The sequence below is a fragment of the Amycolatopsis sp. NPDC051758 genome (assembly GCF_044453095.1).
Classification (GTDB): domain Bacteria; phylum Actinomycetota; class Actinomycetes; order Mycobacteriales; family Pseudonocardiaceae; genus Amycolatopsis.
In genome coordinates, this window is sequence record NZ_JBITCJ010000002.1 from 920,116 (window position 1) to 933,807 (window position 13,692).

Annotated in this window: 15 protein-coding genes; 8 read left to right on the plus strand and 7 right to left on the minus strand. The window is 72.2% G+C overall.

The genetic code is table 11. The annotated features are described in order from the left end of the window. Positions 1–25 precede the first annotated feature (25 nt). Entirely contained in the window at positions 26–853 is an 828-nt protein-coding gene (locus ACIA5G_RS13260; protein ID WP_395923008.1) for a MaoC family dehydratase N-terminal domain-containing protein, read from the minus strand. Next, positions 850–2,016, minus strand: a complete 1,167-nt coding sequence (locus ACIA5G_RS13265) for an acyl-CoA dehydrogenase family protein (RefSeq protein ID WP_395923010.1) — start codon at positions 2,014–2,016, stop codon at positions 850–852. Before ACIA5G_RS13265 ends, ACIA5G_RS13260 begins: the two co-directional genes overlap by 4 nt. A gap of 146 nt (positions 2,017–2,162) precedes the next feature. On the opposite strand from ACIA5G_RS13265, the gene ACIA5G_RS13270 reads away from it, so the two are divergent. Continuing rightward, on the plus strand, positions 2,163–3,182 hold the full coding sequence (locus ACIA5G_RS13270) for a hypothetical protein (RefSeq protein WP_395923012.1): 1,020 nt from the start codon (positions 2,163–2,165) through the stop codon (positions 3,180–3,182). Here the strand turns inward: ACIA5G_RS13270 and ACIA5G_RS13275 are convergent. The 3 genes from ACIA5G_RS13275 to ACIA5G_RS13285 are packed head-to-tail and all read right to left on the minus strand — an operon-like array spanning position 3,160 to position 5,607. After that, entirely contained in the window at positions 3,160–4,014 is an 855-nt protein-coding gene (locus tag ACIA5G_RS13275) for a hypothetical protein (protein WP_395923013.1), read from the minus strand. The two genes, ACIA5G_RS13270 and ACIA5G_RS13275, sit on opposite strands and share 23 nt — an antisense overlap. Beyond that, entirely contained in the window at positions 4,014–5,243 is a 1,230-nt protein-coding gene (locus ACIA5G_RS13280) for an RNA polymerase sigma factor (RefSeq protein ID WP_395923015.1), read from the minus strand. Before ACIA5G_RS13280 ends, ACIA5G_RS13275 begins: the two co-directional genes overlap by 1 nt. Further along, the gene (locus ACIA5G_RS13285; protein WP_395923017.1) at positions 5,236–5,607 is read right to left on the minus strand and encodes a YciI family protein; all 372 of its coding nucleotides are present in this window, start codon (positions 5,605–5,607) and stop codon (positions 5,236–5,238) included. Before ACIA5G_RS13285 ends, ACIA5G_RS13280 begins: the two co-directional genes overlap by 8 nt. A 214-nt stretch (positions 5,608–5,821) precedes the next feature. Here ACIA5G_RS13285 and ACIA5G_RS13290 point away from each other — a divergent pair, with 214 nt between their 5' ends. From ACIA5G_RS13290 to ACIA5G_RS13315, 6 genes are all read left to right on the plus strand, one after another. Next, on the plus strand, positions 5,822–6,988 hold the full coding sequence (locus tag ACIA5G_RS13290) for a carbohydrate-binding protein (protein ID WP_395923020.1): 1,167 nt from the start codon (positions 5,822–5,824) through the stop codon (positions 6,986–6,988). Between the two features lie 115 nt (positions 6,989–7,103). Continuing rightward, a complete protein-coding gene (locus ACIA5G_RS13295) occupies positions 7,104–8,387 on the plus strand; it encodes an extracellular solute-binding protein (protein ID WP_395923022.1) in 1,284 nt (427 codons plus the stop codon). Between the two features lie 72 nt (positions 8,388–8,459). Further along, positions 8,460–9,404, plus strand: coding sequence for a carbohydrate ABC transporter permease (locus ACIA5G_RS13300; RefSeq protein ID WP_395923024.1), 945 nt, complete (start codon positions 8,460–8,462; stop codon positions 9,402–9,404). Next, positions 9,401–10,219, plus strand: a complete 819-nt coding sequence (locus ACIA5G_RS13305) for a carbohydrate ABC transporter permease (protein WP_395923026.1) — start codon at positions 9,401–9,403, stop codon at positions 10,217–10,219. Before ACIA5G_RS13300 ends, ACIA5G_RS13305 begins: the two co-directional genes overlap by 4 nt. After that, positions 10,219–11,742: a beta-N-acetylhexosaminidase gene (locus ACIA5G_RS13310; protein ID WP_395923027.1), complete on the plus strand. Its 1,524-nt coding sequence runs from the start codon at positions 10,219–10,221 to the stop codon at positions 11,740–11,742. Before ACIA5G_RS13305 ends, ACIA5G_RS13310 begins: the two co-directional genes overlap by 1 nt. Next, complete coding sequence (locus ACIA5G_RS13315) at positions 11,739–12,476, plus strand: GntR family transcriptional regulator (RefSeq protein ID WP_395923029.1); 738 nt, start codon at positions 11,739–11,741, stop codon at positions 12,474–12,476. Before ACIA5G_RS13310 ends, ACIA5G_RS13315 begins: the two co-directional genes overlap by 4 nt. Here ACIA5G_RS13315 and ACIA5G_RS13320 read toward each other — a convergent pair. Next, positions 12,473–12,997, minus strand: coding sequence for a class I SAM-dependent methyltransferase (locus ACIA5G_RS13320; RefSeq protein ID WP_395923031.1), 525 nt, complete (start codon positions 12,995–12,997; stop codon positions 12,473–12,475). The genes ACIA5G_RS13315 and ACIA5G_RS13320 overlap by 4 nt on opposite strands. A gap of 3 nt (positions 12,998–13,000) precedes the next feature. Continuing rightward, positions 13,001–13,138, minus strand: a complete 138-nt coding sequence (locus tag ACIA5G_RS13325; RefSeq protein ID WP_395923033.1) for a hypothetical protein — start codon at positions 13,136–13,138, stop codon at positions 13,001–13,003. A gap of 45 nt (positions 13,139–13,183) precedes the next feature. On the opposite strand from ACIA5G_RS13325, the gene ACIA5G_RS13330 reads away from it, so the two are divergent. Further along, positions 13,184–13,654, plus strand: a complete 471-nt coding sequence (locus tag ACIA5G_RS13330; RefSeq protein ID WP_395923035.1) for a MerR family DNA-binding transcriptional regulator — start codon at positions 13,184–13,186, stop codon at positions 13,652–13,654. The last annotated feature ends 38 nt before the right edge of the window (positions 13,655–13,692 follow it).

Sequence of the window (13,692 nt, forward strand, 5' to 3'; positions counted from 1 at the left end):
GGGAATCCGCGGCCGTGCGTTCCGGTTATCGTTTTAACCGGTTCGGCCTAATCGTTCGCAGCGCCCCGGTCGCCGTCCGCCGGCCGGACCGGTCGCGGACCGCGGTGGTGGTTTCCCCGGCTTCCGTCACCGAGGAAGCGACCAGCCCCTGGAAGTCGAACAACGGCGACACCAGCCGGTATTCGAACTCCAGCCGGCTCGCCACACCGCGGGCCCGGGCGGCCTCGGCCATCGCGATCGCCTGCAGGGGCCCGTGGGTGAGCAACCCGGGATAACCCTCGATCTCGCGGCTGTAGTCCCGGTCGTAGTGGATGCGGTGGGCGTTGTAGGTCAACGCGGAGAAACGGAACAGCAGCGTCGGGGTCACTTCGATCGGCCACTCGTGCGGACCCGGCGGCAATTCTGCCGTGTTCTCCCCCGGCGACAACCCGGTATCACTCGCGGCCGTTCGATAGACGATGTCCTGTTCCTCGTCGACCACGACCCGGCCGGCCTGGGTGATCCGGTGCGCCACGGTCACGAAGGTGAGCGGGCCGGTCTTGCCTTCCTTGTCCCGCACCGCCAGGACTTCCGACCGGCGGGTGGCCGGCTCGCCGCAACGCAGCTCGCCGGGGGTGCGGACGCGGCCGCCGGCCCACATCCGCCGTCGCCCCGGGCCCGGTGGGGCCAGGACGGTGCCGCGCACCGGGTGCCCGTCGGGGCCCAGGTCGGCTTGCGCGGGCCGGTCGAGCAGGTAGAGCCAGTGCCACAGCAGCGGGAGGACGCCGTCACCGGGCACCGGGACGTCGAGCAGCGCGCCGAGGGCGTGCGCGGGCCCGGGCAGGATCGGTTCGGTGACTTCGAAGGCCGTCATGCCCGGCCGCCGCCGATCGGGTGGCGCTTGACCAGCTGGCGCGTGATGACCGTGCGCTGGATTTCGTTGGTGCCCTCACCGACGATCATCAGCGGCGCGTCCCGGAAGTACCGCTCGACGTCGAACTCCGTGGAGTAGCCGTAACCGCCGTGGATGCGCACGGCGGACAACGCGACTTCCATCGCCGTCTCGGAGGCGAACAGCTTCGCCATCCCGGCTTCGAGGTCGGCGCGCTCCCCCGAGTCGTACCGCCGGGCGGCGTGCCGCACGAGCTGGCGGGTCGCCTCCAGCTTGGTGGCCATGTCGGCGAGGAGGTTGCCGACGGACTGGTGCTGCCAGATCGGCTTCCCGAACGTCTCCCGTTCCTGGGCGTAGCGCAGGGAATCCTCGAACGCGGCGCGGCCGACGCCCAGTGCGCGGCAGGCGACCTGGATCCGGCCGATCTCCAGGCCCCGCATCATCTGCGCGAACCCCTGGCCTTCCTCGCCGCCCAGGAGCGCGGTCGCCGGGACGCGGAAGTCCGTGAAGGACAGTTCGCAGCTTTCGACCCCCTTGTACCCCAGCTTCGGCAGGTCACGGGAGACGTGGAAGCCCGGGCCGTGTTCGGCGAGCAGGATGCTGATGCCCGCGTGCGCCGGCTCGGCGTGCGGATCGGTCTTGCACAGCAGGGCGACCAGCTGCGAGCGGCGGGCGTTGGTGATCCAGGTCTTGGCGCCGTCGACCACGTAGGACTCGCCGTCGCGGCGGGCGGTGGTGCGCAGGGCCTGCAGGTCGGAGCCGCCGCCGGGCTCGGTGAGCGCCATCGTCGCGCGGATCTCGCCGGTCGCCATCCGCGGCAGGTAGTGGTCCTGCTGCGCCCGCGTGCCGTAGGTGGTGATGAGCTTCGCGACCACGGTGTGGCCGCCCATCGCGCCGGCGAGGCTCATCCAGCCGCGCGCCAGCTCCTCGGTGATCGCCGCGTAGCACTGTGCCGACACCTGCGTCTCACCCCAGGGTTCGGGGACGGCGAGCCCGAAGACGCCGAGCTCCTTCATCTGCTCGATCAGCGCTTCCGGGTAGGTGTCGGCGTGCTCCAGCTCCCGCGCCACCGGCCGGACGTCGCGCTCGACGAAGTCCCGCACCACCGCGACGATCGCCGCCTCCTCCTCGGTCAGCCCGTCCATTTCGCTCCTCCCGCTCCGGCGCACCCGCGCTTCCCCATCATGGGCCGCCGCGGACCGGCCCGCCGAGGTCACGATCGGGCAACGGCGCTCAACCGCCGTCGCCCGCCGGCCGTGACCCACCCGACCGGCACCACGAGGGGGACGACGTGAGAACCACTGTGACAACAAGACTTCTGCTGGCGCTCGGCCTGGTGGCCGCGGCGGTGACCACCGCACCCGCGGCCGCCACCGCGGCCGGGTGCACCTGGGAAGCGACCACGCTGCCGCTGCTGAGCGGCTACCCCGGATCCGCCGTCACCGGCGCGTCCGACGGCGGCTGGGCCGTCGGTTCGATGACCGACAGCGGCGGCCGGTCCACCCTCGTGCGCTGGCACAACGGCCAGATCGAAAAGCTCGGCGACGCCTTCGGCAAGCAGACGGAGCTGCGGGACGTCAACTCCTCGGGTGTCGCCGTCGGGCAGACGTACGCGAACGGCGACATCGCCGACGCCGTGGCCCACCGCGGTGGCCGGTGGGAGAACCTGCCCAAGCCGCCGAACGCCACCCGGGTGCGGGCCAAGATCGTCACCGACTCCGGCGACATCATCGGCATGACCAGCACCGGCTTCGACGACCTCAAGCTGCTCATCTGGCCCGCCGCGAGCCCGGGCACCGTGCAGCTGGTTAACCCGGACCCGAGCCGGTACTACGACGTCGTCCCGGTCGACGCCGACGACCAGGGCCGGATCCTGATCGAAGCGACGAGCGGCGACGGCACCGACCTGATCCTCCGCCACCCCGACGGCACCTTCACGACGGTGCCGGGGACCATCTTCTGGCCGACCGCGTACCGCAACGGCCATATCGTCGCGAGCGGCTTCGACGGGACCGACGTGTACGCGGGCGTTTGGGACCTCGAAGGCCACCTCGTGCACCGGCTCGCCGAGCAGACCGACGACCTGCTGACCGACTCCGCCGGCACCCTCGCCGGGCGGTACCGCACCGCGGACGGCGGACGGGCCTTCGGCGTCTGGGAGAACGGCGTGCTCACCCACACCCTCCCCGGCACACCGACCGGGCGCGCCGGCAACCCCGCGGCCCTGACCGACGGCGGTGTGCTGGCGGCGACCGTCGACCTGCCCGGCACCACCACCGAAAGCGCGGTCACTTACCAGCGGAGCTGCTGACGGCGTCGCGGCCGGCGTCGAAGCTGCGCAGCGCGGCGCCGACCGCGGCGGCCACCGTGACCTCGAAGATCTCGTCCTCGGTCCGCCCCGCCGCGGTGAGCCGGCGGACGTCGTCGTCGGTGATCCGGTGGGAGGCGTCGCGCACCAGGGCGGCGTAGTCCCGCCACGGCGCTTCCAGGCCGTCGCCGGCCGCGGCGGCCCGGCGGAGCTCGGGGCTCGTGTGCGCGGGCTGGTCGAAGACGCTCGCCCGGAGATCACCGTGGTCCTCGCCGAGCAAGAACCCCGGGAAGCGGTAGCCGGCGCGGTGCAGGGCGCGGGTGCCCGTCTTCAGCTGCCCGTCGAGGAGCTCGTAGCCGAACGCGTTGGCGAGCCGGTTGACGATGTTCCACACCAGGTTGACCCGCAGCGCGTCGAGCACCGCCTGCTCGGGCAGGTCGCGGACCGGCGCGGGATCGAGCTCGGCCGTCCGCGACACCTGCTGGAGGAACCCTTGCACGGCAAGCAGTTCCGGGCGGGCGCCGGCGGGGCGGTCGGGGTCGATCTCGCCGTGGCCGGCGATCCGCGTCAGCTCGGCGTGGGTGACGATGCAGAACGGGCACTCGTGCACCTCGGCCGTGCTCATCGCGAGGTACTCACGCTCGGCCGCCGTCCAGTAGGACTCGCCGCGCATCGCGGGCGCGGTCAGGTCCAGCAGCGGCCGGGTCAGGAACTCCGGCCGGTACAGCAGCATCTTGACGATGTCCGGGCTCGCGACGCGGGACACCTTGCTCGTGAGCGTCAGGAACAGCCGGGCGCGGCGGTGGTGCCCGTGGTCCAAGACAGACAGTCGCATCAGGACTCCAGTTCGTGCAGGCGGGCGGTGAGGAAGCGCTGGTCGGCCGGGGCCTCGGCGAGGTCGCGCGCTCGCCGGTAGGCCACGACGGCGTCGGCCGGGCGGCCGAGCCGGCGCAGCAGGTCGGCGCGGGCGGCGTGCCAGAGGTGGTAGCGGTCGAGGCCGTCGATCGCCTCGACCAGGGCGAGCCCGGTTTCGGGGCCGTCGGCCATCGCGACGGCCACGGCGTGGTTGAGCGCGACCACGGGTGACGGCGCGAGCGTCCGCAGCTGCGCGTAGAGCCCCGCGATCCGCGCCCAGTCGGTGTCGGCGGCCGTGCGGGCCTGGGCGTGCTGCGCCGCGATCGCCGCCTGCAGCTGGTACTGCCCGACCGTCCCGTGGCGCAGCGCCCGCCCGAGCACGCCGAGCGCTTCGGCGATCTCCGCCCGGTCCCAGCGGGTGCGGTCCTGGTCTTCGAGCAGGACAACGTCGCCGCCCGCCGTGTAGCGCGCCGCGGACCGCGAGTCCTGCAGCAGGAGCAGCGCGACCAGGCCGAGCGCCTCGGGCTCGTCCGGCATCAGCGCGGCGAGCAGCTTCGCCAGCCGGATGGCCTCGCGCCGCAGCTCCGTCGGCTCGTCCCGCCCGGACGGCGACGCGTAGCCCCGGGTGAAGACCAGGTAGAGCACCGCTAGCACGCCGGAGAGCCGGTCCGGGAGCAGGTGGTCCGGTGGCACGCTCAGCGAGATGCCGGCGTCCCGGATCTTGCGCTTCGCCCGCACCAGCCGCTGCGCCAGCGCGGGCTCGGCGACCAGGAACAGCCGGGCGATCTGCGCCGCGGTCAGCCCGGCGACGGCCTGCAGGGTCAGCGCGATCCTGGCGTCTTCGGCGAGCGCGGGGTGGCAGCAGGTGAAGAGCAGGCTCAGCCGGTCGTCCCCCACTTCGGCGAGCCGGTCGTCCGGCAGGCTCAACGTCCTCACCCCGCTTTCCCCGGCCGCGAGCCGGGCGAGCTTGGCCTGCCCGACGCGGGCGCGGCGGATCCGGTCGACGGCGCTGTTGCGCGCCGCGGTCAGCAGCCAGGCGACGGGGTCGTCCGGGATCACGGCCCAGGTGCGCAACGCCTGCGCGGCCGCGTCCTGCAGGGCGTCCTCGGCCAGTTCGAAGTCGCCCAGCACGCGCACCAGCGCGGCCAGCAGCCGCGCGCGGTCGTCGCGGTAGACGCGCTCGACGACGTCGGCCGCCCGATCACCCATGCGCGACCCGGTGGTCGAGCCCGGGCACCCCGGCGACCGGGCGGACCTCGATCGAGCCCTGCGCGGCCATCGGGCAGAGCGCGGCGAGCTCGAGGGCCTCGTCGAGGTCACGGCAGTCCAGGACGTACACCCCGCCGAGGTGCTCGTGGGTCTCGGCGAAGGGCCCGTCCGTGATCAGCGTCCGGCCCTCCTGGACGGTCACCGTGGTCGCGGTGTGCTCGCCCTGCAGCGGGTGCCCGGAGACGAAGACCCCGCGGCGCCGGCACTCGTCGGCGAAGGCGTTGACCGCGGCGAGCGCGTCCTCGAAGCCGGGGTCACCCGGTTCCGGCCGCTCGCAGTTGTAGATCAGCAGCATGTACTGCACTTGCCCTCCCTGGTCCGGCATCGGTCGAAGAGATGACGAACGGGACGACGGTAACTCGACAGCCTCGGCAAGACTCGTCGAAATCGAGCCGCTGGACCTTACCAAAGGTAACTTCTGGCGCTTCCTTGACTTTACCAATGGTCAGGAGGAGAGTCCTCGCCACCTGATTCGTCTAGACCAATCGGCGCTCCCCGCATCCCCCAGGAGGAGACCCATGTCCCGCAGAATCCGGACCACCACAGCAGTCTTGACCAGCCTCACGACCGTGGCCGCGACGGCCCTGATCCTTTCCGGCGGCGCCGACGCCAGCCCGTCGGCCGCGGCGGCCGACTGCGGTGTGCTGTTCGACGACTTCCACTACGCCTCCCCCACCGACCCGGCCTTCGGCAGCGCCGGCTGGACCACGCGCAACGACGTCGGCAGCCCCGGTGTGCCCGGCGCGCGGTGGCTCAGCAGCAACATCAGCTTCCCGACGGCGAACGGCGAGCGCGTCGCGCAGCTCACCGCCACCACCGACGGCAGCGCGGCGGGCACCACGCACGCCGAGCTCTACCAGAACCAGCTGCGGTTCTTCGAGGGCACGTACGCCAGCCGGGTCCGCTTCACCGACGCGCCGGACAGCGGCTCCGACGGCGACCACGTCAACGAAACGTATTTCACGATCTCGCCGCTGCGTTACGACCGCGACCCGCTCTACAGCGAGCTCGACTTCTCCGAGTACCTGCCCAACGGCGGCTGGGGCGGCTCGCAGGCGAACTACCAGACCAGCTGGTACACCTACTGGAACAACCCGACCTGGGACGGCCTGCGCACCTCCACCGCGCAGAACCGCAGTCTGGCGGGCTGGCACGACATCGTCACGCAGGTCTCCGGCGGGCACGTCAAGTACTACATCGACGGCGTGCCGACCGCGGACCACACCACCGACGCCCAGGGCAACCCGGTGTACCCGCGCACGCCGATGTCGATCAACTACAACATGTGGTTCATCGACACCGCCGGCCACACGAGCGGGAACAGCGTCTACACCGAACAGGTCGACTGGACGTACTACGCCGGCAACCAGGTCGTCTCGCCGGCGGACGCCGTCGCCAAGGCCGCGCAGTACCGGACGGCCGGGACGTCCCATGTGGACACGGTGACCGGCTGCACCACCCCGACGACCCCGACCACGCCGCCGACGACGCCCACCACCCCGACCACGCCGACCACGCCTTCCCAGCCCGCCAACTGCTCGACGGCGGCGGAATGGGACTGGGGCACGGTGTACCTCGGCGGCCAGCGGGTGAAGCACAACGCCCACCTGTGGCAGGCGAACTGGTGGACCCAGGGCTCCGAACCCGGGCTCACCGCCCAGTGGGCCGACCTCGGCCACTGCTGACCCCGGTTCCGCGCCTTCCGCGACGAAGCGCCCCAAGACGCAACCAAGGCCACCTTGGGGCGCTTCGTCCCGGCCCTGCTCCGCCGCCACTTCCGCCGCCTCCCAGGAGTTCCCCGTGCGCAGACGCACCCTCGCCGCCGCACTGGCCGTCGCCGCCGTGACCGCCAGTGCCTGCGGCACCGACACCCCCGCTCCCCCCGCCCAGGACGGCCAGGGCAAGCAGCTGACCGTCTGGCTGATGAACGGCGACCTCAGCGACCGGGCCACCGCGGCGATCAACGCCGCCTTCGAGAAGGCCACCGGCGCCAAGGTCACCGTGCAGATCCAGGAATGGGACAACATCAACACGAAGATCAGCACGGCGCTGGCCCAGGACACCACGCCGGACGTCATCGAGATCGGCAACACGAACGTCCCGCTCTTCGCCGCCAACGGCGCCCTCACCGACCTCACTCCGCACAAGGACGAGCTCGCCGCGGGCCAGAACTGGCTGCCCGGGCTCGCCGGTCCGGCCACTGTGGACGGAACCCTCTACGGCGCGCCGCTCTTCGCCGGCAACCGCGCGGTGATCTACGACAAGCAGGTCTGGGCCGACGCCGGCGTTACCGCACCACCGAAGACGTTCACCGAGCTCACCGCCGCCCTCGACAAGATCAAGGCGAAGCACCCCGCCCCGGACTACTCGGCGTTCCACTTCCCGGGCCGGTACTGGTACGGCGCGCTCCAGTTCGTCTGGGACGCGGGCGGGCAGATCGCCACGCAGAAGGACGGGAAGTGGGCCGGCGCCCTCGAAAGCCCCGAGGCGCTCAAGGGTCTGCAGGCGTGGAAGGACTTCCAGGCCGCCTACTCCTCCCCGGCGTCCCGCAACGTCGACACCAAGGCCCCGGACCAGGCCGCGATCTTCTCCGCCGGCGGCGCGGGCGCCATCCTCGACTCGAGCGTCAACACCGTGCTCAAGAACAAGCCGGAGCTGAAGGACCGCCTCGGCACCTTCCCGTTCCCCAGCGCCACACCCGGGAAGACGCAGCCGGTGTTCCTCGGCGGGTCCGACCTGGCCGTCGCCGCCAAGAGCCGGCACCAGGACCTCGCCCTGGCCTACCTCAAGGCGGCCACCGACCCGGCCGTGCAGCGCGAGGCGATCGTCGGCATCGACGGCTGGACGCCGATCTCGACCGAGCTGATCGACCAGGTCACCGCCACCCTGCCGCCGCTCAACGCCGCCTTCACCACCGCGGCGAAGTCGAGCGTCGCGACGCCGGCCGCCCCCGGCTGGGCGACCATCGAGAGTGACAAGTCCATCAACACGTTCTTCGCCGACATCGCGACCGGGAGCCGGCCGATCGCCGACGCCGCCCGGGACTTCGACGCGCACCTGACCGAGGCGCTGAACGCCCACTGACCGGCGGGGCGGCCCGGCCGACTGCCGTCCCCCACCGGGCCGTCCCGCCCCTCTCCCGAAGGAGTTCCGTTGGTGGTGCTGGAGAAAGCTCCCGTGACCGTCCGAAGCAGACCGGCGGCGCCACGCCGTCGCCGTCGAACGCTGCTGCCCTACGGCCTGCTGCTGCCCGCGGTGGTGCTGCTCGGGCTCGTGCTGGGCTACCCGCTGGTCCGGCTCGTGGTCATCTCGCTGCAGGAGTACGGCCTGCGGTCGCTGTTCACCGGCACCACGAACTTCGCCGGCTGGGACAACTACGCGGCCGTGCTCGGGGACGACCAGCTGCTCCCGGTCCTCGCCCGCAGCGTCGGGTTCTGCGCGGCCCTGGTCACCGGGACGCTCGTGATCGGGTTCGTCGTCGCGCTGCTGCTGCAGCGCCTCGGCAAGGGCATGCGCACCGCGGTCACGATGTGCCTGATCGCGGCCTGGGCACTGCCGAACGTGGCGTCCACCGTGGTCTGGCAGTGGCTCTTCCAGCCCGGCTACGGCGTGGTGAACTGGCTGCTGACCCAGGTCGGCTTCGGGGACCTCACCCAGCACGACTGGACGACGTCGCCGGCCTCGGCGTTCACGCTCGTCTGGCTCCTCGTCGTCTGGCAGTCGGTGCCGTTCGTCGCGCTCACGCTCCACGCCGGCCTGTCCCAGATCCCCCGCTCCTACTACGAGGCGGCCGAGCTGGACGGTGCCCAGCCGTGGCGGGTCCACCGCACGATCACCTTCCCGTTCCTGCGGCCGATCCTCGGCCTGGTCACCATCCTCTCGGTGATCTGGGACTTCACCGTGTTCAACCAGATCTGGATCCTCACCCAGGGCGGGCCGGACGGCGGCACCACGACCCTCGGCATCTGGACGTTCACCCGCGCCTTCAGCCGCAACAACTTCGGCCAGGGCGCGGCGATCGCCGTCGTCTCGGTCGTGCTGCTGGTCGCGATGACCGCCCTGTACGTGCGCCGGCTCGTCCGCTCCGGGGAGGACCTGTGATCCGGCGCCTCGGCCGAAATATCGCCGCCGCCATGTTCTGCCTCGTCTGGATCTTCCCCGTCTACTGGATGGTGCTCACCGCGTTCAAGCCCGCGGGGGACATCCTCAGCCCGACCCCGGACTTCCTGCCCCTCGACGTCACGCTGGACAACTTCGCGGACGCCCTCGCCAAGCCGGGGTTCGTGCAGGACCTCGTCAACAGCGTCGTGGTCGTCGTCGCGGTGCTCGCACTGTCCATCGTGGTCGCCTTCCTGGCCGCGACGGCGTTGACACGCTTCCGGTTCTTCGGGCGCCGGAGCTTCCTGATCGGGGTGCTGATCCTGCAGATGGTGCCGGTGCCCGCGCTGGTCATCCCGCTGTTCCTCGGCCTCAAGAGCGCGCACCTGCTCGACACGCTGTTCGGGCTCGTCCTGACCTACGTGGCGCTGGTGCTGCCGTTCACGATCTGGACGTTGCGCGGGTTCCTGCACGGCATCCCGGTCGAGCTCGAAGAGGCGGCCATGATGGACGGCGCGTCGCGCGCCCGCGTGATGCGCTCGGTCCTGCTGCCGCTCGTGCTGCCCGGGCTGATCGCGACCAGCGTGTTCGCCTTCATCACCGCGTGGAACGACTTCCTGTTCGCCTACGTGATCATGAAGGACAGCTCGGGTTACACCCTGCCGGTCTGGCTGGTTTCGTTCAGCACGAGCACCGGCACCGACTACGGCGGCCTCATCGCCGCGTCGACGCTGTTCGCGCTGCCCGTCGTCATATTCTTCGCGCTCGTGCAGCGCCACCTGGTCGAGGGCATGACCGCGGGCGCGGTGAAGGGCTGATGCTGATCCCCCACCCCGCGCGGCTGACGCGCCGCAGCGGCTCCTTCGTGCCGGCCGGCGGCCTGCGGGTGCTCGCGAGCGACGGCGCCGAGGGTGCCGCCCGGCTCCTCGCCGGGTACCTGCGCCGTCCGACGATCCACAGTGGACCCTCCATCCGCCTCGACCTCGTGCCGGACCGGGACCTCGGGCCGGAGGGGTACGAACTCGACGTGACGCCGGTGGGCGCGTTGCTCACGGCGGCCACGGAAGCGGGGCTGCGCAACGGCGTCCAGACCATCCGGCAGCTGGTGCCGCTGCACGGCCCGCCGCGGCTGCCCTGCCTCGCCATCCGCGACGCGCCCCGGCTGCCGTGGCGCGGTGTGCTCCTCGACGTCGCCCGGCACTTCCTGCCGCCGGAGTTCCTGCGCGAGTTCGTCGACCTGATGGCGCTGCACAAGTACAACGTCCTGCACCTGCACCTCACCGACGACCAGGGCTGGCGGCTCGAGATCGACGGGTGGCCGCGGCTCACCGACGTCGGCGCGTGGCGCGCCGAGTCGATGGTCGGGCCCGCCGGCAGCGGGGTCTTCGACGGTGTCCCCCACGGCGGCTTCTACACCCGCCGCGAGCTGCATGACCTCGTCGGCTTCGCCGCCGAGCGCGGGGTGCGGATCGTGCCGGAGATCGACCTGCCCGGGCACGTGCGCGCGGCGCTGGCCGCCTACCCCGAGCTGGGCAACCGGCCGGACGTGCGGCTGCCGGTGTGGACCGAGTGGGGCATCAGCCCGGACATCCTCGGCGTCCACGACGGCGCGCTCGACTTCTGCCGGGAAGTGTTCACGCAGGTCGCGGACGTCTTCCCGGCCCGGCACCTGCACATCGGCGGGGACGAATGCCCCACGACGCAGTGGGCGACGAACCCGGCGGCGCTCGCCCGGGCGGCGCGGCTCGGGCTGCGTGACACGGCCGAGCTGCACCCGTGGTTCCTCGGCGAGCTGCACGGTGTGCTCGCGGACCTCGGGCGCCAGGCGGTGTGCTGGGACGAGACCGGCCACGCGGCCGGCCTGCTCCCGCGGGACCTGGTCGTCACCGCCTGGCGTGACGCCGCGCACGGCGCGCTCGCGGTGGCCCGCGGCCACCAGGTCGTGATGGCGCCGCACACATCGACCTACTTCGACTACCGGCAGAGCGAGGACCCCGGCGAGCCACCGCGCGAGCCGGTGACGACACTCGAAGACGTCTACCGCTTCGACCCGCTCGAAGGCGGGCTGGCGGTTTCCGACGGCACCCGGCCCGGCGTCCTGGGCACCCAGGCGCAGCTGTGGACCGAGCACGCGCCGACCCCCGGCCACGTGCGGCACCTGGCGTTCCCGCGGCTGTGCGCGCTGGCCGAGCGGGCGTGGTCGGCACCGGAGCGCGACTATGCTGATTTCCACCAGCGGCTGACCGGTCACCTCGAACGGTTGCGCGCCCTGGACGCCCTGCCGAAGGAGCGTGTCCGGTTCGCCGGCGCGGTCCCCGTATCCGGGAAGACGGTGCCTTGACCGCTGTCGACGAGCCGGCGGACCGCCCGCCCACCGTGAAGCGCGACCGCGTCCGGCGGCACCTGCTCAAGGTGATCGAGAACGCCGGCCCCGGCACCGGGCTGGCGTCGGAACGGGACCTGGCCGCCGAACTGGGCGTCTCGCGCCCGACCGTCCGGGCGGCCATCGACGAGCTGACCCGCACCGGGCTGCTGGTGCGCCAGCGCGGCCGCGGCACGTTCACCAGCCCGCAGAAGGTGACCCAGGAACTCGCGACGGTCCTCGCCGTCCCGCCCGCGGAAGGGCACTGGACCAGCCGCGTCGTCGCCTTCGGCAGCGCACCGGCTTCGCGGTCCCTGGCCGCGGACCTCGAGCGGGAGCCGGGGACGCCGGTGCTGCGGGTCACCCGGGTCCGGCACGTCGACGACGAGCCGATCGCGATCGAGCAGCTCGCGCTGCCCGCGTCGCTGGTGCCGGGGCTGTCCCCGGCGGACCTGGAGACCGGCAACTTCTACCGGCTGCTGCGGGAACGCTTCGGGATCGCCGTGCGGGACGCGGTGCAGACCATCGAGCCCGCGGTCACCAACCCGGAACAGGCCGAGCTGCTCGAAATCGCCGTGTACGCCCCGATCCTGCACATCGAACGGCAGACGCGGGACACCACGGGCCGGGTGGTCGAGCTGACCCGCTCGGTCTACCGCGGCGACCGGTACCGGATCACGTCCCATCTGCGCTTCGACGCGGAATCGGGCTAGGACGCGAGCACGCAGGCCACCGGCGGATCGAGCGGGAACGTCTCGGTGCGCAATTCCGTGAAGCCGGCGCCCCTCAGCAGATCCTCGATCTTGCGCGCGGCGTCGCGGGTGGTGGCCGCGGTGGCGCCGGGACAGCGGGGCTGGGACACGACGGCCAGGCGTCCGCCGGGCGCGAGCCGCCGGCGCAGCTCGGTGAGCCGCTGGGCCGGCTCGGGCCAGAACCCGAGGGAGTTGACCGCGAGGACGGCGGTGAAGGGGCCGTCGAACGGAAGCCGGTCGACCGACGCCTCGGCCAGCGTGACGCGCCTGGCCCGGATGGCGGCCGCGTTGCGCTTGGCCGCGTGGCGGAGCATCACGCCGGAGTGGTCGATGCCGTAGACGTGGCCCGCGCCGGCGCGGGCCAGTTCCGCGATCGCCAGGCCGGGACCGAAGCCGATCTCGAGGACTTCGTCGCCGGGCCGCACCTCGAGCAGCGAGACCGCCCAACGACTGCGCTGCCGGTTGGACGGGCGGTGGGCCATCTCCTACGCCGTGACGCGCCCGGCCAGGCCCCGGGGCCGGTGGGCCTGGCCGACAACGTCGTGGTCCAGGGCGCGCACCGCGGCGAGCCCGGCCCGGGCGACGCCGTACTCGGCGGCGGCTGTCAGCGCCCGACGCACCACCCGTGGCATCCTGCTTTCATGGCGAGTTCCCATGGCGGGCAGTCAATGCCTTCAAGCGCACCTGAAGTCAACACCCTGCTCACCATCGGCGAACTGGCCCGCCGCGCCGGGGTCAGCACCTCGGCACTGCGCTACTACGAGGAACTCGGCCTGCTCCCCGCACCCGCCCGGATCTCCGGGCAGCGCCGTTACCCCGCGTCGGCCGCGCGGGTCGTCGGCACGATCCTGCTCTACAGCGACGCGGGGTTCACCCTCGCCGAGCAGAAGGTGCTCATGGCCTCGCGCCACGACGCGGGTGGTGAATGGAACCGGGTCGCCCGGCGCAAGCTCGCGGAGCTCGACGAGCAGATCGCCCGGGCGCAGGCCGCCCGCGAAGCCATCGAGCACGGACTGCGCTGCCCGCACGAGGACATCACGCGGTGCCCGAACTTCGACGCCGGTGTCACCGCCCGGCTCGCCGGGGAGCCGCTGGCCCGGTCCCACCGGCAGCTGCACGAGAACACATCCGGAAAATAAATCTTCACCGGCTCGCGGAGCACCGCCTTATTAGCCTC